We start from the raw sequence: 20146 nt of genomic DNA on the forward strand, positions 1-20146 counted from the left end.
CACCACAAAGAGGAGACATACATGAACCGCCGTTCCTTCCTGCTTGGCGCGGGCGCCGCCGCGATGAGCCTGCCGCATCTGTCTTTCGCGGAACCGAAGTTTCCCGATCGCCCGATCACCTACATCGTGCCCGTTGCGCCCGGCGGCGGCAGCGACTATGTGGGGCGCGCCACCACCAGCGCCTGGGGCAAGGCGCTGGACACGACTTTCGTCGTGGAAAATCAGAGCGGCGGCGGCGGCGTTATCGCCTGCCAGAAAACGATGCGGTCCAAGCCCGATGGCTACACGCTGATGCAGGGCTACGTCGCCACGCTGGGTACGAGCCCCGCCACGCGCAAGGTGCCCTACGATCCCGTGCAGGACTTCACCGCCGTCGGCATGATCGGCGGCACGCCCAATGTGCTGGTGGTGAACGCCAGGCTGCCCATCGATAACCTGAAAGCGTTCATCGCGTACGCCAAGGCGCACAACACCATGAACTACGGTTCGGCGGGCGCCGGCTCGCTGACCCACCTGCTGATGGAGCTGCTGCAGCAACAGGCGGGCACGAAAATGGTGCACATCGCCTATAAGGGCATTGCGCCGGCTTTCACGGACCTGCTGGGCCAGCAGACCCAAGCCATGTTCCCCGGGCTGGCCGCTGCCGTGCCGCATCTGCGCGCGGGGAGCGTGCGGGCCATTGCCCTGACGGGCGATCGCCGCAATCCCGGCTTTCCCGACGTGCCGACCTTCAAGGAGCTGGGCTTCGATGGCTTCGACGACGTACTGCAATGGTATGGCGTCTCGGGCCCGGCCGGCATGGACGGCGGCGTGGTGCAGATCTTGAACAGCTCGCTCAACAAGGTGCTGAAGGACCCGGCCTTGACCAAACAGTTGGACACCGAGGCCATTATCCCCATGCCCATGTCGCCCGCCGAGTTCGCCGCCTACGTCCGCAAGGACTTCGAACGCTGGTCCCAGTTGGCCAAGGCGCAGAATATCCGCCTGGACGCCTGATTGCGCGCGGGTATTGCGCCCGCTGATTTCCAACCCTTCAATGTAGAGACCCCATGGCCCTGAACACCAAGATCGAAGCCGACCGCAATGCGCCGCCGGTGACCCGCACACTTGCCGAACATGTCGTGAACCACCCCTCCCGCGGCTGGGGCGACGATGTGGAGCACGAGGCCCATCGCACTTTCATGAACTGGCTGGGCTGCGCGGTGGGCGCGTCCCGCCACGAAGCGGCCTTGGCGGCGCTGCGCGCCGTCCAGGCGCTGCAGCCCTCCGCCCAGGCGACCATCCTGGGGCGGGGCGAGCGCGTCGATATCGCCAGCGCGGCGCTGATAAACGGCATCACGTCGCACACCTTCGACTTCGACGACACGCACCTGAAGACCATCATTCATCCGGCCGGCCCGGTGTGCTCGGCGGTGCTGGCGCTGGCCGAGCTTACCGGCGCCAGCGGGCGCCAGATCATCGACGCCGTGGTGCTGGGCATCGACGTCTCGTGCCGCGTCGGCAATATGCTTTACCCGCATCACTACGACCGCGGCTGGCACATTACCGGCACCACGGGCGGCCTGGGGGCGGCGGCGGCATGCGCGCGCCTGCTCGGTCTGAGCGTGGACCAGACGCAGATGGCGCTGGGCATTGCGGCCTCGCAGCCGGTGGGCCTGCGCGAGCAGTTCGGCACCATGACCAAGCCCTTCCATCCTGGCGGCGCCGCCAAGGCCGGGCTGATGGCGGCCTTGCTGGCGCGCGAGGGCTTTACGTCGAGCAAGCGCGCCATCGAGGCGCCGCGCGGCTTCGCCCAGGTCGTATCGACCAAGTTCGACTGGAACGAGATCACGGACCAACTCGGCAAACGCTTCGAGATTTCGTTCAACGCCTACAAGCCCTTCGCCTGCGGCATCGTGATCCACCCCAGCATCGACGCGTGCGTGCAACTGCGCGCCAAGGGTGTGACGCCGGAAAACCTGGCCCGCATCGATCTGCGCGTTCACTCGCTGGTGCTGGAACTGACCGGCAAGAAAGAACCGGTGGACGGGCTGGAAGGCAAGTTCAGCGTGTACCACGGCTGCGCCGCCGGGCTCATCTTCGGCCGCGCGTCGGAAGACGAATACGCGGATGACATCGTCAACCGCCCTGACGTGGTGGACGTGCGCCGCAAAGTCGTGGCAACCGTGGACGACGCGATCGACGAGGCGAGCGTGGATGCCGTTGCCACCCTGAAGGACGGCAGCAAGGTGCACATCTTCGTGGAGCATGCCATCGGATCGCTGCAGCGGCCGATGAGCGACGCCGATCTCGAAGCCAAGTTCAGCGGCATGTCCGACCCCATCCTGGGCGCGGACCAGACCCGCAAGCTGATCGACGCCTGCTGGCAATTGGCGAAGGCGGCGGACGTGCGCGGCCTGGCCGCGCTGGCGCGCCCGGCGGCGTAAAAGCCGGCCGGCGGCGCACGCCGGGACTCCGCCGGCCAGCGCCGGCAAGCCGGGAATCACACAGGAAAGGGCCCGCCTTGCGCGGGCCCTTTTGCCGTCACGCCACGTGATCCATTTCGGCGTGCCGCCGCACCATCCATAGCGCGCGCTCCCGCATCAGCGCCACGACCTGCGGCAGCCGGCGTTCATTGAGGCGTTCCGCGATGGCGGTGATGGTGATTGCGGCAAGGGCCTGTCCGTCCACGCCGCGCACCGGAACGGCCACCGCGCTGGTGCCCGGCATCAGGCCCTGCGGCGCATGGGCAATGCCGGTCTCCCTCGCGACCTGGACCCGCCGCGAGATTTCATGGGGATTCTCCTTCAGCACTTCAATGCGGCGCGCGTTCGCGTTTATCAGCGCATCGCTTTGGTCCGGCGGCATGCAGGAGAGCATCGCGATACCGGAGACGCCGATGCCCAGCGGCCGCCGCACGCCGACTTCGATGGACAGGACTTGGATCGCGTAGTGGCCAGTCTTGCGCGCGACGCATATCGAATCCGTGCCATGGCGCACGCTCAGGAAGACCGTGTCGCCCACTTGCTGAGCAAGGTCGGTCAGATAAGGCTCCGCTTGCGGCATAAGCGGGAAGCGGTGCGAGCGGGCCAGGGCCAGCACCGGTATCTCGGGGCCGATGCGGTAATGGCGGTTCGCCGGATTCTGTTCGATGGCGCCTTCGCGCACCAGCGTCTGCAGCAGGCGGTGCACCGTCGGCTGGTTCATTCCGGTCATTGCGACGAGGTCGGTCAGCCTGACGCCGCGCTCCTGGCCGCAGGCGACCATCCGCAACAGGAGCATGGCGCGGCTGACGGTCTGGCTGCCCGCCGACGCGTTCGCGTCGTCGTCCTGGGGCGCGCCGGCATCGCGCGGACGCCGGCTCATGCTGGCCTGCCTTCGCCAAGCACCGTCTTGGGCGTCTGCGCAATCACGCGTTTGGTGATGATGGGCCCGAGCTGCGCGTAGTTGGGGCCGCCTATGCGGCAGACCGGCCGCAAGCTGGCCGTGTCGATCTTGCCGTCATGCATCAGGCCGTCGCGCACATGAAAGACCACTACCTCGCCCACGACGAACTCCGCTCCCGTATCGCCGAAGGGGATGACGCGATGCACCCGGCACTCCATGCTGATGGGAACGTCGCGCAGGCGCGGCGGCGCGATCCCGACGCTCGGTTCCACCCGCAGGCCGAGGAGATCGGTTTCGCTGACTTCGGGCGGATGTTCGACCGCGCTCAGATGAATGGCGTCCAGCATGGTCTCGTCGCCGATGTTCACGACGAACTCCCCCGACGCGTGAATGTTCCGCGCGGTGTCCTTGCGGGCGCCGGCCTTGCGGCCGATGTTGATGCCGAGCATCGGCGGCTTGTTGGAAACGAAGGTGAAGCAGCTGAAGGGCGCCAGGTTGACGACCCCGTTTTCGTTCACGGTACTGATCCAGGCGATGGGGCGGGGCACGACGATGCCGCTCATCAGTCTGTACGTCTGTTCGGGGTTCATCTCTTCCGAGCGTATCTGCATGGGCGCGCCTCTTTCGGCAGGGTGATGGAGGGGAAGGGCGCGCCGCAGGCGCGCCGACAAAAATCAAAAAAATAGTTCAATACATGGACTTTTTTGGATTCTGTCGTCGCGTCTTCGGGATAACCCTGGAACGGTAAAAACGCAAAATCGTCCGTAAACTGGGAACAATGATACTCCTGGTGTGCCGCCGCCATTATTCAAAACGGTGCTACGTGCAGTCCGACTATTGGACTTTTTACGCCGAAATTCGTTGTTGCGGGATCGCCTCGCCGCTACAGTGCGCCCACAACGTAGAACCACAACGTAGAACCATATGGAGACCGCATAACCATGAAGCGCCTGATCCCTGGATCGCTCGCGGTGCTGGCAGCCGCTGCCGCCTTGGCCGCCGCGTGCCCGGCTCCTGTCCAGGCAGCGGACTGGCCGCAAAAGCCTGTCCGCATCGTCGTTCCCTATCCCCCCGGCGGCAATGTCGATGTGGCCGCGCGCATCATCGCACCGGGTCTGCAGGCGGCGTTCGGGCAGCCCTTCATCGTGGACAACAAGGGCGGCGCCGGCGGAATGATCGCGGCGGAGGACGTCGCGCGTTCCGCGCCCGATGGCTACACCCTGTTCCTGGCCGCAAACGGGCCGCTGCTGTTCAGCCCGGTCATCTTCGGCCGCGCCTCCTATCGCTGGGACAAGGACTTCGTGCCGATCAGCTCCGTCTCCTTCACCCCGCTGGTGCTGCAGGTCAAGCCTTCGTTGCCGGTCAAGAGCGTGCAGGAGCTGCTTGCCATGGCGCGCAAGGATCCCGGCAAGCTCACCATGGCTTCGCCCGGGGCCGGAACGACGAACCATTTGGTCAGCGAGCTGCTGCAATCGTTGACCGGCGCGCATTGGACCACGGCCCATTACAAGGGCAACGCGCCGGCCACCACCGATCTGCTGGGCGGCCAGGTCGATTTCAACTTCGACCAGCTATCCGTGTCGCTGCCCTACATCAAGGACGGCAAGCTGCGTCCGCTCGCCGTAACGACGAGCGAACGCCTGCCCGCGCTGCCGGATGTGCCGACCTTCGCGCAAGCCGGCGTATCGGGCATGGAGGCATCCACATTCACCGGTTTGCTGGCCCCCAAGGGAACGCCTGACGACATCGTGAAAAGGCTCAGCCAGGCGTTGGAGAAGATTCTCAAGCAGAAGGACGTCGTCGAACGCTTCGATGCGCTGGGCGCGCAGGCGCGCGGCAGCAGCCCCCAGGCTTTTCATGACTATCTCGCCAAGGAAGACGCCCGCTGGACGCCGATCATCAAGAACGCGGGCATAACAGCCAATTGAGGACCGCTATGGCACGTGTGAGCGTCTATACCGAAGGGTTCAGCCACAAGAACCCCATTCCCGCCGCCTGTCGCATCGGCGACATGATGTACTCCGGCAGCATCCAGGGCACGGACCCTGCCACCGGCGCGTACGGAAAGACTTTGGCGGAGCAGTGCCGATTGATGTTCGACCACGTCGAACGCATCGTCACGGCGGGCGGCGGCTCGATGGAAGACATCATCAAGATAACGGTCTGGATGAAGGACCGTTCGCAGCGGGCCGCGCTGAACGAGGTGTGGCGGAAGTATTTCCCCGATTCCGCGTCCCGGCCGGCACGCCATACCATGCAGGCCGACCTGGACGGCGACAAGCTCATCGAGTGCGACTTCATCGCCGTCATCGCCTGATCACTGCCCGTACCCCGCCGGAACCACATGCCCGACTACCAGCCATTCCACCCCAATCCCACGGCGCCCGTCCGCATGCCGCCGCCGCGCAGCTGCGACAGCCAGTTCCACGTGTTCGGTCCCGTCGACAAGTACCCGGTGCGGCCCGGCGCGGCCTACCAGATGCCGACGGCCACTATCGATGTCGCGCTGCGCCTGCATCGCACGCTGGGCATCGAGCGCGGCGTGATCGTGCAGGCCACCACCTACGGCGCGGACCACGAGGTCGTGCTCGACGGGCTGGCCGCGGCCGGTCCCGGCTATCGCGGCTGCGCCAATGCGGCCGTGCTGCTGGAGCGCGACGATGCCTACATCGCGCGGCTGCATGACGCCGGGGTGCGCGGCGCGCGCTTCACGCGCCAGGCGCTGGGCATCGTCATGGGCCCCGCACAGTTCGACCGCGCCCTGGGGCGCATCCGGGAGCTGGGCTGGTACGCCAAATTCCAGCCGGAGCCCGAAGGCATCATGGAGCAGGTGGCGCAGTTCGAAAAACTGGAAATACCGGTGCTGATCGACCACATGGGCCGCGCCGATCCCGCCAGGGGCGCCGCCGACCCCACGCTGCGCAAGCTCGTCGAACTGCTCAAGCGCGGCAATTTCTGGGTGATGCTATCGCTCACCGAAAAGCTGTCTCGCCAGGGGTATCCGTGGGACGACGTGCTGCCGATCGCGCGTGCCTGCATCGAGGCCGCGCCCGACCGCGTGGTGTGGGGCAGCGACTGGCCGCATCCCGTTTCGGTGAAGCAGCCGCCGGACGAGGGCCGCCTGGTGGACCAGTTGTTCCGTTACGCCGGGGACGACGCCACGCTGCACAAGATACTGGTCGACAACCCCGCCCGACTGTTTGGATTCGACGCATGAAACTCGTCTCTTTTCGCGCCCGCGGCGGAGACCGCTTCGGCGTCGTGGCCGGCGACGGCATCGTCGATCTGTCCGGCCGTCTGGGCGAAGGCATCGCGACCTTGCGCGATGCGCTGCAGGCCGACGCTTTGCCGCGCATCCGCGCGCTGGCCGGCGCGGCGCCCGATTACGCGCTGGCGGACGTGGCCTTGCTGCCGCCCATTCCGCATCCGGAGAAAATCATCTGCGTGGGCGTGAACTACGGCAAGCGCAACGAGGAATACAAGGACGGCAGCGCGCCGCCCGCTTATCCCAGCGTGTTCCCGCGCTTTCCCGGATCGTTCGTCGGCCATGGGCAGGCGCTGGTCCGCCCGCTCGAATCCGAACAGCTGGACTACGAGGGCGAGATTGCCATTGTCATCGGCAAGGGCGGGCGGCGCATTGCCGAGGCCGATGCCGAATCGCACATCGCCGGCCTGACCTGCGCAAACGAGGGCACCGTGCGCGACTGGGTCCGCCACGGCAAATTCAACGTTACCCAGGGGAAGAACTTCGACGCGAGCGGTTCGATGGGGCCATGGCTGGTCACCGCCGATGAATTCGACGGCTATGACGCGTTGACGGTGACCACGCGCGTCAACGGCGAAGTCAGGCAGCACGATACGACGGCCAACCTGATGTTCAGCTTCCGCCACTTGATCCACTACATCTCGCTCTGGACGACGCTGCGGCCCGGCGACGTCATTTCCACCGGAACGCCGGTCGGCGCGGGCGTGCGTTTCGATCCCCCGCGCTTTCTGCGGCCGGGCGACCGCGTCGAGGTCGAAGTGCCGGGCATCGGGGTGCTGTCCAATATCGTCGCGGACGATCGGGGAGCCGCATCATGCTGACCACCGAAGCGCACAAGGCCGCAGCGCGGCTGCTGCTCGAAGCCGAGCGCAGCGTCAAGCCCGTAACGCAGCTTGACCAGACCTTTCCCGGCCTGGAGATCGCCGACGCCTACGCTATCCAGAAAGAGGTGATCGCCGCCCGCATGGCGGCCGGCGCGCGCCTGCGCGGCCACAAGATCGGCCTGACGTCCAAGGCCATGCAAAGCACGGTCGGCATCGACGAGCCCGACTACGGCCATCTGCTGGACGACATGTTCCACAACGACGGCGACACGCTGGATGCCAGCCGCTACATCGTGCCGCGCGTGGAAGTCGAGCTGGCCTTCGTGCTGGGCCGGCCGCTGCGCGGGCCGGGCGTGACGCTGGTCGATGTGCTCAATGCCACCGATTACGTCGTACCCGCGCTGGAACTCATCGACGGCCGCAGCAAGTATCCGCGCCGGATCGTGGACAACATCGCGGACAACGCCGCCTGCGCGGGCGTCATCATGGGCGGCCGGCCGGTGCGCCCCGACGACGTGGACCTGCGATGGGTGGGGGCGCTGTTGTTCAAGAACGGCGTCATCGAAGAATCGGGCGTGTCGGCCGCGGTGCTCGGACATCCCGCCATGGGCGTTGCCTGGCTGGCCAACAAGCTGGCCGTCTTCGAAACCACGCTGGAAGCCGGGCACGTCATTCTTGCCGGCTCGTTCACGCGCACGGTAGCCGTCGCCAAGGGCGACGTCATCCACGCCGACTACGGGCCCCTGGGCAGCATCAGCGTGCGTTTCGCCTGAGGCCGCTGCCTATTCGCCGTCCCAATAGTCCAGCGTGCCGGCCTGCCGGCCGACGTAGGCGAAGCCGCCCGCCGGATCCAGCACCGAGAATTTGCCCGAGTCGGGGTAGTGGCATAGCTCGGGCGCGTTCATGGTGCTCACGGCGAGCACCCTGAGCGGCGCCTCGCCGGTGTTGACGAGCTGGTGCGCGGTTTCCGGGCCGCCCGCCGGACAGGCCACCACGTCGCCCGCGCGCACGGGATGGCGGGCGTCGCCGAAGCGCAGTTCGCCATGGCCTTCGATCACGAAGAACATTTCTTCGTTGGCACGATGGCAATGAAAAGGAAAGGCGCGCTTGCCCGGCGCGATCTCGGTCACGTTGTAGCCCAGGCGGCTCGCGCCCAGCATGCGGCCGATCGGCGCCATGCGCCCGCCATAGCGTTCCGCCGGCAGCTCGGAGCCGTATTGGCGCGACAGATCGGCCAGATCGACGTATTGCGCGTCGGCGATGTTGAGGACAGGCGGCGTGGTCATGAGCGTCTCCCCGTAGCGGTTGGATGTCGTCGCGCCACTGTACGGCATCGTGGGCGACATTTCACGGTGGTTGCCACGCCGGGCGCCCCGCCCGTGCCGCCGTCGTCGCCATCCGCGATTGCCGCATCGCAGGCATGGGCTTACCATGGCCCATGCACAGCGCGGCGGCGCACCGCCGCCGCGCCGCCAGCCACGGCACGGGAGGATCCGGCCCCATGCGCGACCAGCCCTTGTTCCTGTTCGACGTCGACAACACTCTGTTCGATAACGACCGCATGAAGGAAGACCTGGGCGAGCGCTTGCGCGATCGGCTGGGCGCCGGCGTGCGCGACCGTTACTGGGACATCTATGAACGCCGCCGCACGGCGCTGGGCTATTCCGACTATCTGGGCAGCCTGCAGGCGCTGCGCGAGCCGGGCGTCAACGACGGCGAGCTGATGGACGTGTCGAGCTTCCTGCTGGAGTACCCGTTCGCCCGCAACGTCTATCCGGGCGTGGATCAGGTGCTCGCGCGGGCGCCGGGCGCGGTCATTCTTTCCGATGGCGATGTGGTCTTCCAGCCGCACAAGATTCGCGGCGCGGGGCTATGGCGCGCCGTCGAAGGCCGCGTGCTGATCCATATCCATAAGGAAAAAATGCTGGACCAGGTCGCGCGCGCGCACCCCGCGCCACGGTATGTAATGGTCGACGACAAGCCGCGCGTGCTCGCCGCCATCAAGGCGCGATGGGGCGACCGCGTGACCACGGTCTGGGTGCGGCAGGGTCACTATGCCACGGCGCCCGGTATTCCCGCCGGGCAGCAAGCCGATATCACGCTGGACCACATCGGAGATCTCGCCGACGTCGATCCCCGCGCACGATCGGGATAGTCGTCGGACGAGCGATCATTCCCTTCAAGGAGGCCGCCATGCAAACCGGTTACGACCAAGCCTTGTATCTGCTGCCGTTCGATCACCGCAATTCGTACGTCAAAGGGATGTTCAACTTCACGCCGCCGCTGGACGCCAGCCAGCAGTCGAAGGTGGAGGACAGCAAGCAGCTGATCTACGAGGGCTTCCTGCGGGCCGCCGCCAACGGCGTGTCCAGGGAAAACGCCGGCGTGCTGGTGGACGAGGAGTTTGGCGCCGCCATCCTGCGCGACGCCCGCCGGCGGGGCTATGTCACGGCGCTGTCAGTGGAGCGCAGCGGCTCTGACGAGTTTCACTTCGAGTACGGCGACGACTATGCCCGCCATATCGAGGCCTTCGATCCGAGTTTCGCGAAGGTGCTGGTGCGCTACAACCCCGGCGACGACGACGCCATGAACGAGCGTCAGGCCGCGCGCCTGCGCGAGCTGTCGGAATACTGCCGGCGCACCGCGCGCCGCCTGATGTTCGAATTGCTCGTGCCTGCCACGGAAGGACAACTGCAGAGCGTCAACGGCGACAAGAACGAGTACGACTTGCGTCTGCGGCCGAGGTTGATGATCGAGGCCATGGACGCCCTGCAGCGCGCCGGAGTCGAACCCGATGTATGGAAGATCGAGGGCCTGGACCGCCGCGAGGACTGCGAACGGGTCGTCCAGCAGGCGCGCCGCGATGGCCGCGACCGCGTCGGCTGCATCATCCTGGGCCGCGGCGCCGACGACAGCAAGGTGCGCGGCTGGCTGGAAACCGCCGCGCAGGTGCCCGGCTTCATCGGCTTCGCAGTCGGGCGGACGAGCTTTTTCAACGCGGTGGCGGACTACGAGGCCGGCAAGGCCAGCCGCGAGGAAGCCGCACAGCGCATCGCGGCACAATACGCCGCATGGGTCGATATCTTCGAGCGGGCGCGGCAGGCGCGGGCTTGAACGGCATCGAACGGTCTGCATGCGGCGCGACGGCCGCATCACAGCGAAAATGGAGCAATCATGAAGTCCGGATATGAAAGCCGCAGCATTTGTCGTGGCGCCTGTGGGAGGGAAGGAAATGGGCAGGGCGGGGCAGGCTGGCATTTCGCGGCCCGGCGTCTGCGCGCCGCGGCGGCGGTTTGCCTGGGGTGCCTGATGATGGCGGGTTGCGCCGGCGATCCGCGCTTCGATCATCCCGGCCCGCCCCATCCGGGCGCGGCGAATCCCTGGAGCATGGGCGGCTTCAGCGATCCCGGGCCCAATTACCCTGCCACGGGACATTGAGCGGGGATACGAGGCGTTTGGATTGGCAGCGATATCCATCGTCTGGCGCCGGCCTCGCTGCGAATTCCACCTTTCGGATACGTGCCGGCGCCGCATGGCGCCGGTACCATGCAGGGCGAAAAGGGATTTATCCAATCCTTCACGGCGACTGCCCCATCCGGGCGCGCGCCGTCCTTTTCCTCGACGAGGAGCGTCCGATGATCCGATCCATGCGTTTCCCTGCCGCGGCCGTATCGGCGGGCGCGCTATGCCTTTCCGCATTGCTGCCGCTGCCGGCACGGGCGGCGCCGCCGGCGTTCTCGCTGGAGGCCAAGGGCTTGCGCGACAACGGCAACCTGAGCCGCGCGAATGCCGGCAACGGCAAGGACGGCGCGGGGGCGATGTGCGGCGGCGATAACGTCTCGCCGGAGCTGACGCTGGGCAACCCGCCCGCCGGCACCCGGAGTTTCGCCGTGACCGTGTACGACCCGGACGGCGGCAGGGGGCTGGGGTTCGTGCATTGGGTGCTTTACGACATCCCCGCCAGCACCAAATCGCTACCCCGCGGGATCGGCACCAAAGGCCCGGCGGGCGCGGTATCGGGGGTGAACGGTACGCGCGGTTCCGGATACTACGGCCCATGCCCGCCGATGGGCGACAAGCCGCACCACTATATCTTCCAGGCATACGCGCTCGATATCGAGCCCGGTACGTTGAAGGCGGGCTTGACGCGCGATGCGTTGATCGAAGAAATGCGCGGGCACGTGCTGGGGTCGGCCAGCGTGATGTTGCGGTATGGCAGGCCGGCGAAGGGGCGGTAAGGATGCGCGCCGGCCATGCCCAACGAAACTTGGACGAATAAGCAAACGATCAGCCCCGCCGCAAACGATCAGCCCCGCCGCGCCGCCGGCGGCAAGCCCAGTTCCTTCCCATCCGCAACCGCATCCAGTGCGGCGATGCAATCGCGCACGATGCGGGACGGCCGCCGGTCGGCCGGATAGAGCAGCAAGCTCCGGAAATAAACCGCGGGCGCGAAGGGCTTCAGTATCAGGCCCGACCCGATGTATGGATGCGCGGTCAGAGGATTGACCAGGCCGCATCCCAATCCCGCCAAGACCATGGCGCACACCGTCGCGGAAAACGGTGTTTCCAGTACGACCTGCGGCTCGGATTCGTGTTCGCGCAGGATCTGGTCGGCCGTGCGGCGCGTCGTGTCCTGCGGCGCCAGGGCAATGAACGGTTGGCCGTGCAGGTCGGCCGGCGTGATCCTGTCGCGCTTCTGCAGAGGGTGGCCGGGATAAAGGGCGATGTGCGCGCGGTAGGTGGCGTATTCGCGGTAATCGACGCCGGTCAGGTCCACTTCGTCGGCCGCCAGGCCCAGATCGAATTGTCCCTGCGCGACCAGGTCCCGCACTTCGGACGACATGCGGGATTGGAACGTAATGGCCACCTGCGGATGGCGCCGGTGGAAAGCGCGCAGCGCCAGCGGAACCAGCGTATTGCTCAATGAGGCGAGCGAGGCGAGCTTGAGTTCGCCGGCGCCGAAGTCGCGGATGCGCGCGGCGGCGTTGCGCAGCTGGTCCATGCCGGTGAAGCAGCGCGCCACCTCTTTGTGCAGCAGATGCGCTTCGGCGGTGGGCACCAGGCGGCTCTTGACCCGTTCGAACAGCGGGAAGCCGACCTTGCGTTCCAGTTCCTGTATGGCCTTGCTGACCGCGGGCTGCGAGATGCGCAGCACTTCGGCGGCGCGCGAGGCCGTGTGGTTGGTCATCAAAGCGTGGAAAGCCTCGATCTGCCGCAGGTTCATCAGCGAAGTCCCCCAATGTGTCCGCGAGTCCATAACCTGGAGGAATAGACTCGGCCTTTTTGAATATTAGACGGGATACCCGCCTTCAAGTAATTTTCGCGGCTTGAACAACGAATAAGAAAGGCGGCGCGAATGAACAGCGATTGGACCCAGTGCGCGATCACCCCGGCGGTCAGCCACGATGGCTTTGCCAGTCTGGGGGTGGCGGTGTACCGGGCATCGACGATTCCGTTCGAAAACGCCCATGCCTATGCGACCCGCCGCGAGCGGGGGAGCGAAGGCTATTCCTATGGCCTGTACGGCACGCCGACCACGCGCACGCTGGAGCGGAAGATCACCGAGCTGGAACAGGGCCGCCGCACCCTGCTGACGCCCTCCGGCCAGGCGGCGATTACGGCGGCGATGCTTTGCCTGCTGCAGACCGGCGACCAGGTGCTGATTCCGGACACGGTGTATCCGCCGGTGCGCGATTTCGCCGACCAGGACCTGGCGCGGCTGGGGATCGAGGCGGCCTATTACGACCCCACGGATATCGATGCGCTGGCGCGCCGCATGGGCGGCCGCGCCCGGCTCGTGTGGGTGGAATCGCCGGGGTCGACCACGATGGAGGTGCAGGACCTGCCGGCCATCGCGGCGCTGGCGCACGCGCGCGGCGCGCTGGTGGGCTGCGACAACACCTGGGCGACGCCGCTGAACTTCAAGCCGCTCGCCCATGGCGCCGACATCGTGGTGGAGGGGCTCACCAAGTACTTCTGCGGGCACTCCGACGTCATCATGGGTTCGATCACGGTACGCGATGCCGCCCTGGCGGACCGGCTGCGCAACTTCCTGGGCCGGCAGGGCACAGGAGTTTCGGCGGACGATTGCGCGCTGGTGCTGCGCGGGCTGGAGACGATGGCGCTGCGCATGTCCTATAACGCGCGAGTGGCGGCCAGCCTGATCGAGGCCATCCGCCGGCAGCCGGAGGTGGCGCGCGTGCTCTATCCGGCATTGCCTGAAACCCCCGGCCATGCGGTGTGGCGGCGCGATTTCCAAGGCGCGAGCGGGGTGTTCAGCGTGGTATTCACGCCGGACGCGGCGCCCCACGTGGCCGCGGCTCTCGATGCGCTGCGGATTTTCGTGATCGGCGCATCGTGGGGCGGCACGCGCAGCCTGGCGGCGCCGATGCCGGTGCGCGCGCACCGCACGGTGCGGGGTTGGGAAGGCGACGATCTGGTCCTGCGCCTGAGCGTAGGCATCGAAAGCGAAACCGATCTGGCCGAGGATATCGACCGGTTTTTCACCGCGCTGCGGCGCGAGATGGCGCGGGGGCAGGCGCGCTAGCGCGATCCCCGCCTGGCACTGACACTTCAAGGGGAAGTCATGATGCATCACACCAAAAAGAACTGGCTGGGCCGTTTCCTTGCATTGGGCGTGGCGGCCTGCGCCGCGGCCTTCGCGCCGGCGGCGGGGGCGGCGTCGACCAAGGACGCCATCCTGGAGTCGGGCACGTTGACCATCGGCATCCATAACCGCGCGCCCTGGGGCTTTCGCGATGCCGACGGCAAGGCGGCGGGGTTTCATGCCGACCTGGTGCGCGAAGCCTTTGCGCCTCTGGGTGTGAAGAACATCAATTTCGTCATCACGGAATTCGGTGCGCTGATCCCCGGCCTGACGGCGCGGCGCTTCGATATGGTGGCTTCGGGCCTCGCGATCACGCCGCCGCGTTGCGAGGTGGTGATCTTCAGCGAACCGGATCTGGCGGTGGGCGATGGGCTCATCGTTGCCAAGGGCAACCCCTTGAAGCTGCGCAGCTACGCCGATATCGCCGCCAACCCGAAGGTGCGGCTGGCGGGCGGACGCGGCACCCTGAACTCCAAGAACGCGCAGGATGCCGGGGTGCCGGCGAGCCAGATGGTGTTCCTTGACAGCCCTCAGTCGCAGCTGTCCGCGCTGATCGCCGGCAGGGTCGATGCGGTGACCTTGTCCGCGCCCAGCGTGGTGTCCCTGCTGCAGGACCCCAACGTCAAAGGCGTCGAGCGGGCGCGACCCTTCCAGGGCCTGATCCGCAACGGCGTGCCGGCGGCCATGTACACCGGCATCGCCTTCCGCAAGGAAGACGAAGACCTGCGCGATCTCTTCAACAAGCAGCTGGCGAAGCTGAAGGCCGACGGCACCGTGAGCAAGCTGATGGAACGCTATGGGTTCACGCCGGATGACGCGCCGCCGTCGGCCGTGACCACCGCCCGCGTCTGCGCCGGCGAATACTGAGCGCGCCGCGGCGACCGACCATGGACTTTCCCGGTATCCTGGCCGGCATCCTGCAGGGCTTGCGCGTGACCGCATTGGTGACGCTGTACGGGATGCTGTGGGCCGTGCCCTTTGCGCTGTGCTTCGGCGTGCTGCAGTACTTCACGCGCGGCTGGACGCGCGCCGCGGTAACCGCGGTCATCGAATTCTGGCGCAGTTCGCCGGTGCTGATCCTGCTGTTCATGTTGTATTACACGCTGCCGAGCTTCGGCATCACGCTCTCCAGCATGACGGTCGGCGCGATGGCGCTGGGCCTGAACATCGGCGGCTACGGCAGTCAGGCGGTGCGGGCGGCCCTGCAGGCGCTGGACCGGGGCCAGGTCGAAGCCGGCCTGGCGCTGGGCTTGCGTCGTCTGGACGTGCTGCTGACGATAGAGCTGCCGCAGGCGCTGGCGGCCATGCTGCCGACCTTCGTCAACCAGTTCATCCAGCTGGTGAAGGGCACCGCCGTGGTCTCGCTGATCACGCTGACCGATATGACGTTCCGGGCCAAGGAAATCGCCGAACTCACATACAACCCCATCGGCATCTATACGGCGCTGCTGGTGGCTTATCTGATCGTCTGCTATCCGGCGACGCTGCTGGGCCGATGGCTGGAGAACCGCGTGGGCATCGCGCAAAGGGGCAACCGTGAAATTTGACCCTGACTTCGCCTTGTCGGTGATGCCCGTCATTCTGTCGGGTCTGGGCGCGACGCTGTTCGCCGCCGTGGCGGCGAGCGTGGGCGCGGCGGCGCTGGGTTTCGTGCTGGAGATGCTGCGCCGGTCCAACCGCGTGATGCGCTACGTGCTGCGTTTCGTCATCGACGTGATCCGCTCCACGCCGGTGCTGGTGCAGCTGTACTTCATTTACTTCGTGCTGCCGGTCACGGGGCTGACGCTGCCCGCCATGACATCGGGCATCATCGGCTTGTCCATCTACTACAGCGGGTATCTGGCCGAGGTCTACAAGGGCGGCATCGACAGCATCGATACGGGGCAGTTCGAGGCCGGCAAGGCGCTGGGGCTGCGGCGCATCGACGTCATGTGGTTCGTGATTGCGCCGCAGATGCTGCGCAACGTCGCCGCGCCCATGGGGAATTACTTCATTTCGGCGCTGAAGGCCACGCCTTATCTGGCGGTGATCTCCGTGCCGGAGATGTTGGGGCTGGCCTTGGAGGTGGGATCGAATTCCTTCCGCTACGCGGAGCCGATGGTGGCGGTGGGCGCCATCTTCCTGCTGTTGGCGCTGGCGATGGGCCAGCTGGTGCGGCTGCTGGAAAACCGGCTGCTGGCGTCATCGCGGCGCTAGGGCGGCGTGCGCAGCGCCGGTGTGAGGCACGGACGTGAAGACATAATGCATACGGGCAATGAAGGGGATAGGACAGCGATGACCGCCACAGCACATAGCGAAGCCGGCCGCGGGAACGAAACGCAGCCATCGCACGGCGCCGCCCGGGCGGCGGCGGAGAGTCCGGCGGTCGCGCCCGCGGTGCAGATCACGGGCTTGAGCAAATGGTACGGCGCCTTCCAGGTGCTGCACGATATCGACCTGACCGTGCAGTCCGGCGAGAACGTGGTGATCTGCGGGCCGTCGGGATCCGGCAAGTCGACGCTGATACGCTGCATCAACCAGTTGGAAACCCATCAGGCCGGCCGCATCGTGGTCAACGGGCATGAACTGGGCCAGGGCGTGCCGAAGCTGCACGAGGTGCGCCGCGATATCGGCATGGTGTTCCAGCACTTCAATCTGTTCCCCCACATGACGGTGCTGCGCAATTGCACGCTGGCGCTGACGCGGGCGCGCGGCATGGGGCGGCGCGAAGCGGAGGACATTGCCCGGCACTATCTGGCGCGCGTGCGCATCCCGGAGCAGCAGGACAAGTTTCCCGGACAGCTTTCGGGCGGCCAGCAGCAGCGCGTGGCCATCGCGCGCGCGCTGTGCATGAATCCCAAGGTGATGCTGTTCGACGAGCCGACCTCGGCGCTGGACCCCGAGATGATCAAGGAAGTGCTGGACGTGATGGCCGATCTGGCGAGCGACGGCATGACGATGCTGTGCGTGACCCATGAAATGGGGTTCGCCCGCAGCGCCGCCGATCGCATCATCTTCATGGACCAGGGCCGCATCGTGGAAGAGGCGGATCCGCAAACCTTCTTCACCCAGCCGCGGCATCCGCGTTCGCGGCAGTTCCTGGGCCAGTTGCTCTGATGGGCGCTGTGATGCCCGCAACCCTTCAATGTGCCGGCGGCCGCGCGATGGCGGCGCAGGCGTACGGACGAATCGCATGAACAATTCCGCATCCAGTGATCGCCTTGCCAGCGTTGCCGCTGCGCCGGCCGCCAGCCGGGTCTGGACCTCGCTGGATTTCGATCGCGGCGGCAAGCAGTCGGGCTTCCTGCACGTGCCGCACTCCACCGACTTCTCGGCGTATGGCACGGTGGCGATCCCTATTGTCTGCATACGCAACGGCGATGGACCGACGGCCTTGCTGACCGCGGGCAATCATGGCGACGAGTACGAGGGGCAGGTGGCCTTGCTGCGGCTGGCGCGCGCCCTGCGGCCGGAGCAGCTGCGGGGCCGCGTCATCCTGATTCCGGCGCTGAACTTCCCGGCCGTGCATGCCGGGCGCCGCGCATCGCCGCTGGACGAAGGCAACCTGAATCGCCTGTTTCCCGGCGACCCCAATGGCGGCCCGACGGCGATGCTGGCGCACTACATCGGCAGCGTGCTGTTCGCCTTGAGCGATCTGGTCATCGACCTGCATTCCGGCGGACGTTCGCTGGACTACGCGCATTGCGCGCTGGCGCAGCACGGCCGCGATGACGTGCAGCGCGCCCAGGTCGACACCTTGCTGCAGGTGTTCGGCGCCCCATACAGCATCCTGACGTCAGGGCAGGGCGGGGGCGGGGCCACCACGCTGTATGCGGCCGCCGCGCAGCGCGGCCTGCCTGCGTTGACCACCGAACTGGGCAAGGGCGGCACGCTGGACCCCGTCGGCCTGCGCCGGGCCGAACAGGGCGTGCGGCGGGTGCTGCGCCACTACGGCATCGCGCCGGACCTGGATTGCGAAGCGGCATCGCCGACGCGGCTGTTGCGCTCCCTGGGTCCGCGTGCAGGCATCTACGCCCATTGCGACGGCTTGTTCGAGCCCTTGGCCGAGGCTGGCCAGGAAGTGCGGGCCGGCCAGTTGGCGGGCTATCTGCATCGCTACGACGATCCCCTGCGCGACGCGGAAGCCTTGTACTTCCAGGCGGACGGCGTGGTGTCGTGCCGGCGTTTCCCGGCGCTGGCGCATCGGGGCGATTGCCTGTACCACCTGGCCGCTTGACACCGCCTGACACCGCCGGGCGCTGCCCTCAAGCCGGCGCCAGCGTGATCCAGGTGGGCGCGTGGTCGCTCGGCTTGTCCCAGCCCCGCACGTCGCGGTCCACGCCGGCGTCCGCCAGGCGCGGCGCAAGCGCGCGATTGAGCAGCAGGTGGTCGATGCGCAGGCCGGCGTCGCGGCCGTAGGCGTTGCGGAAATAATCCCAATAGGTATAGATGCGCGCGTCGGGATGACGGGTGCGGATCGAGTCCGTCCAGCCCTGCTCGATCAGCTTGTGAAACGCGGCGCGCGATTCCGGACGGAACAGCGCATCGTTCACCCAGCGTTCGGGCTTGTAGACGTCGATCTCGGCAGGCATGACGTTGTAGTCGCCGGCGAGCACCGTCGGCTGCGGGCTGTCCACCAGCCCGGCCGCGTGCGCCATGAGTCGGTCGAACCACTTCAGCTTGTAGTCGAATTTGGGCCCGGGCGCGGGGTTGCCGTTGGGCAGATACAGGCATCCCACCACCACGCCCTGCACGATCGCTTCGATATAGCGGCTTTGCAGGTCCTCGTCGTCGCCCGGCAGGATGCGCCGCGACTCCTCCGGCTCGCAGCCCCGGGTCAGGATGGCGACGCCGTTGAAACTTTTCTGGCCGTGCCAGATGACGCCGTAGCCGGCATCGCGGATGGGGCCTTCGGGGAATTTTTCCTGCGGCGCCTTCAGTTCCTGCAGGCAGACGACGTCCGGTTTGCTTTGTTCGAGCCAGCGCAGCAGATTGGGCAGACGGCTGTTGATGCCGTTCACGTTGAAAGTGGCGATTTTCATCGGAAGTTCCGGACGTTTTTGGGGAATGCTCAATGATACCGGCGCGGCATCTCAGGCGGCCGGGGCGCCCAGCGAATGCGTGGTCAGCACCTCCAGCACCCGCCGTCCGGTTTCGGTGGCGACGGTCACGCGCACCACGCCAGTGGTGCGGCCGCGATGCAGCACCTCGGCACGCGCGCGCAGTTCGCTGCCTTCGCCCGGACTGACGTAGCTGGCCGTCATGCTGCTCGCCATCCATCCGGCGGGCAGCGCGGCGCGCGCGGTGGCCTGGGCGAAGCCCAGCAGGACGCCGCCCTGCACGTGGCCGACGCGATTGCCGATATGCGGGCCGTTGGCCAGCGTGCCGGTCGCGCCGTCGCGGCCGGGCTGGGTGCGATAGCCCCAGAACGATTGCGCGAAATCGCCCGCCGCGCCGCTGTCGCCCAATGCCATTTGCGCGCGTTCGTAAATGGCGCGTTCGTCCTTGCCCAGGTCGCGGTCGGGGTCGGGCAGCGGCGCATCGTCCGCGCGGGGATCGGCGGGAGAAAGAAAGGGAATGGGCGTGCCGGCCGGCAGGTTCAGCACCATGAAGGTGGCGGCGCCCAGTGCGATCTCGCGATCGCCGCTGCGCAACGTGACCCGGCTGATCGCCTGCCGGCCCGCTGCGCCATGCAGGTAGCCATGGAAACTGCTCTCGGCTTGCAGCGGGGCGTCGCAGGGCGCGCCGGTGAGTTGCAGCTGCATGTTGACCGTGGCGAGCCGCGTGTCGCTGGGCAGCGCCGCGCGTACGGACGCGGCCAGCGCCAGATCGGCCAGCACGGCCACCGCCGTGCCGTCCGCCAGTCCGTCCGGCGCGCGCCCGTCGCCCCGCAGGCTGACGATGCTGCGTTCGACGCTGACGCGATCGAAAGAGATGCCCAGGTAGTTGCCGGGAAAGTGGAAACCCTGTTCCCGGCCTCGCCGTATCGCGCGCAGCACGCGCTGCAAAATGGGGTGAAGCGGGGCAGGGCGGACGTCGGCAACTGACATGCGGGTCTTCTTGAAGGAGGCGGGCGCGGGGCCGCTGCGGCGGCCGACGGCGATG

The 20146-nt window shown here is 66.9% G+C and carries 22 protein-coding genes; 16 read left to right on the forward strand and 6 right to left on the reverse strand.

Annotation, left to right across the window (positions count from 1 at the left end):
• The first annotated feature begins 21 nt into the window (after positions 1 to 21).
• Together CAL13_RS03655 and CAL13_RS03660 are read left to right on the forward strand one after the other, a co-directional pair.
• Positions 22 to 996, forward strand: a complete 975-nt coding sequence (locus tag CAL13_RS03655) for a Bug family tripartite tricarboxylate transporter substrate binding protein (RefSeq protein ID WP_086071545.1) — start codon at positions 22 to 24, stop codon at positions 994 to 996.
• Positions 997 to 1049: 53 nt separating this feature from the next.
• Positions 1050 to 2426, forward strand: coding sequence for an MmgE/PrpD family protein (locus CAL13_RS03660; RefSeq protein WP_086071546.1), 1377 nt, complete (start codon positions 1050 to 1052; stop codon positions 2424 to 2426).
• A 97-nt stretch (positions 2427 to 2523) separates the two neighbouring features.
• Here the strand turns inward: CAL13_RS03660 and CAL13_RS03665 are convergent, their stop codons facing one another.
• Both CAL13_RS03665 and CAL13_RS03670 read right to left on the reverse strand, forming a co-directional pair.
• The gene (locus CAL13_RS03665) at positions 2524 to 3345 is read right to left on the reverse strand and encodes an IclR family transcriptional regulator (RefSeq protein ID WP_086071547.1); all 822 of its coding nucleotides are present in this window, start codon (positions 3343 to 3345) and stop codon (positions 2524 to 2526) included.
• Positions 3342 to 3977, reverse strand: a complete 636-nt coding sequence (locus CAL13_RS03670; protein WP_086071548.1) for a flavin reductase family protein — start codon at positions 3975 to 3977, stop codon at positions 3342 to 3344. The genes CAL13_RS03665 and CAL13_RS03670 overlap by 4 nt, the downstream gene beginning before the upstream one ends.
• Before the next feature lie 330 nt (positions 3978 to 4307).
• On the opposite strand from CAL13_RS03670, the gene CAL13_RS03675 reads away from it, so the two are divergent.
• The 5 genes from CAL13_RS03675 to hpaH are packed head-to-tail and all read left to right on the forward strand — an operon-like array spanning position 4308 to position 8228.
• Positions 4308 to 5294, forward strand: a complete 987-nt coding sequence (locus tag CAL13_RS03675) for a Bug family tripartite tricarboxylate transporter substrate binding protein (protein ID WP_086056174.1) — start codon at positions 4308 to 4310, stop codon at positions 5292 to 5294.
• Between the two features lie 8 nt (positions 5295 to 5302).
• On the forward strand, positions 5303 to 5683 hold the full coding sequence (locus CAL13_RS03680; RefSeq protein ID WP_086056175.1) for a RidA family protein: 381 nt from the start codon (positions 5303 to 5305) through the stop codon (positions 5681 to 5683).
• 27 nt (positions 5684 to 5710) lie between these two features.
• On the forward strand, positions 5711 to 6583 hold the full coding sequence (locus tag CAL13_RS03685) for an amidohydrolase family protein (RefSeq protein WP_086071549.1): 873 nt from the start codon (positions 5711 to 5713) through the stop codon (positions 6581 to 6583).
• A complete protein-coding gene (locus CAL13_RS03690; protein ID WP_086071550.1) occupies positions 6580 to 7452 on the forward strand; it encodes a fumarylacetoacetate hydrolase family protein in 873 nt (290 codons plus the stop codon). The genes CAL13_RS03685 and CAL13_RS03690 overlap by 4 nt, the downstream gene beginning before the upstream one ends.
• Positions 7446 to 8228: a 2-oxo-hept-4-ene-1,7-dioate hydratase gene (gene hpaH, locus CAL13_RS03695; protein WP_086071551.1), complete on the forward strand. Its 783-nt coding sequence runs from the start codon at positions 7446 to 7448 to the stop codon at positions 8226 to 8228. The genes CAL13_RS03690 and hpaH overlap by 7 nt, the downstream gene beginning before the upstream one ends.
• Before the next feature lie 9 nt (positions 8229 to 8237).
• Here the strand turns inward: hpaH and CAL13_RS03700 are convergent, their stop codons facing one another.
• A complete protein-coding gene (locus CAL13_RS03700; RefSeq protein WP_086071552.1) occupies positions 8238 to 8741 on the reverse strand; it encodes a cupin domain-containing protein in 504 nt (167 codons plus the stop codon).
• A gap of 215 nt (positions 8742 to 8956) precedes the next feature.
• On the opposite strand from CAL13_RS03700, the gene CAL13_RS03705 reads away from it, so the two are divergent.
• The 3 genes from CAL13_RS03705 to CAL13_RS03720 all read left to right on the forward strand — a co-directional run bounded on the left by CAL13_RS03705 (position 8957) and on the right by CAL13_RS03720 (position 11693).
• Positions 8957 to 9610, forward strand: coding sequence for an HAD family hydrolase (locus tag CAL13_RS03705; RefSeq protein ID WP_086073503.1), 654 nt, complete (start codon positions 8957 to 8959; stop codon positions 9608 to 9610).
• Positions 9611 to 9648: 38 nt separating this feature from the next.
• Positions 9649 to 10569 (forward strand): 2-deoxy-5-keto-D-gluconate 6-phosphate aldolase domain-containing protein, encoded by a 921-nt coding sequence (locus CAL13_RS03710; protein ID WP_086071553.1) that lies wholly within the window; start codon positions 9649 to 9651, stop codon positions 10567 to 10569.
• Between the two features lie 521 nt (positions 10570 to 11090).
• Positions 11091 to 11693 carry a YbhB/YbcL family Raf kinase inhibitor-like protein gene (locus CAL13_RS03720; RefSeq protein ID WP_232462504.1) on the forward strand — a complete coding sequence of 201 codons (603 nt, stop codon included), beginning with the start codon at positions 11091 to 11093 and terminating at the stop codon, positions 11691 to 11693.
• Between the two features lie 68 nt (positions 11694 to 11761).
• Here the strand turns inward: CAL13_RS03720 and CAL13_RS03725 are convergent, their stop codons facing one another.
• On the reverse strand, positions 11762 to 12679 hold the full coding sequence (locus CAL13_RS03725) for a LysR substrate-binding domain-containing protein (protein WP_086056182.1): 918 nt from the start codon (positions 12677 to 12679) through the stop codon (positions 11762 to 11764).
• A 132-nt stretch (positions 12680 to 12811) separates the two neighbouring features.
• Here CAL13_RS03725 and CAL13_RS03730 point away from each other — a divergent pair, with 132 nt between their 5' ends.
• The 6 genes from CAL13_RS03730 (at position 12812) to CAL13_RS03755 (ending at position 18278) form a co-directional block, all read left to right on the forward strand.
• On the forward strand, positions 12812 to 14002 hold the full coding sequence (locus tag CAL13_RS03730; RefSeq protein WP_086071554.1) for a trans-sulfuration enzyme family protein: 1191 nt from the start codon (positions 12812 to 12814) through the stop codon (positions 14000 to 14002).
• Positions 14003 to 14041: 39 nt separating this feature from the next.
• Positions 14042 to 14929 (forward strand): ectoine/hydroxyectoine ABC transporter substrate-binding protein EhuB, encoded by an 888-nt coding sequence (gene ehuB, locus CAL13_RS03735; protein ID WP_086071555.1) that lies wholly within the window; start codon positions 14042 to 14044, stop codon positions 14927 to 14929.
• A gap of 20 nt (positions 14930 to 14949) precedes the next feature.
• Entirely contained in the window at positions 14950 to 15609 is a 660-nt protein-coding gene (locus CAL13_RS03740; RefSeq protein WP_086056185.1) for an amino acid ABC transporter permease, read from the forward strand.
• Entirely contained in the window at positions 15599 to 16258 is a 660-nt protein-coding gene (locus CAL13_RS03745; protein ID WP_086071556.1) for an amino acid ABC transporter permease, read from the forward strand. The genes CAL13_RS03740 and CAL13_RS03745 overlap by 11 nt, the downstream gene beginning before the upstream one ends.
• Before the next feature lie 78 nt (positions 16259 to 16336).
• Positions 16337 to 17158, forward strand: a complete 822-nt coding sequence (locus CAL13_RS03750; protein WP_086071557.1) for an amino acid ABC transporter ATP-binding protein — start codon at positions 16337 to 16339, stop codon at positions 17156 to 17158.
• Positions 17159 to 17234: 76 nt separating this feature from the next.
• On the forward strand, positions 17235 to 18278 hold the full coding sequence (locus CAL13_RS03755) for a succinylglutamate desuccinylase/aspartoacylase family protein (protein WP_086071558.1): 1044 nt from the start codon (positions 17235 to 17237) through the stop codon (positions 18276 to 18278).
• A 28-nt stretch (positions 18279 to 18306) separates the two neighbouring features.
• Here the strand turns inward: CAL13_RS03755 and xth are convergent, their stop codons facing one another.
• Entirely contained in the window at positions 18307 to 19083 is a 777-nt protein-coding gene (xth, locus tag CAL13_RS03760; RefSeq protein ID WP_086071559.1) for an exodeoxyribonuclease III, read from the reverse strand.
• A gap of 51 nt (positions 19084 to 19134) precedes the next feature.
• Positions 19135 to 20091, reverse strand: a complete 957-nt coding sequence (locus tag CAL13_RS03765) for a PaaI family thioesterase (RefSeq protein ID WP_086071560.1) — start codon at positions 20089 to 20091, stop codon at positions 19135 to 19137.
• Between the last annotated feature and the right edge of the window lie 55 nt (positions 20092 to 20146).

The organism is Bordetella genomosp. 9 (assembly GCF_002119725.1).
Lineage (GTDB): Bacteria > Pseudomonadota > Gammaproteobacteria > Burkholderiales > Burkholderiaceae_B > Bordetella_C.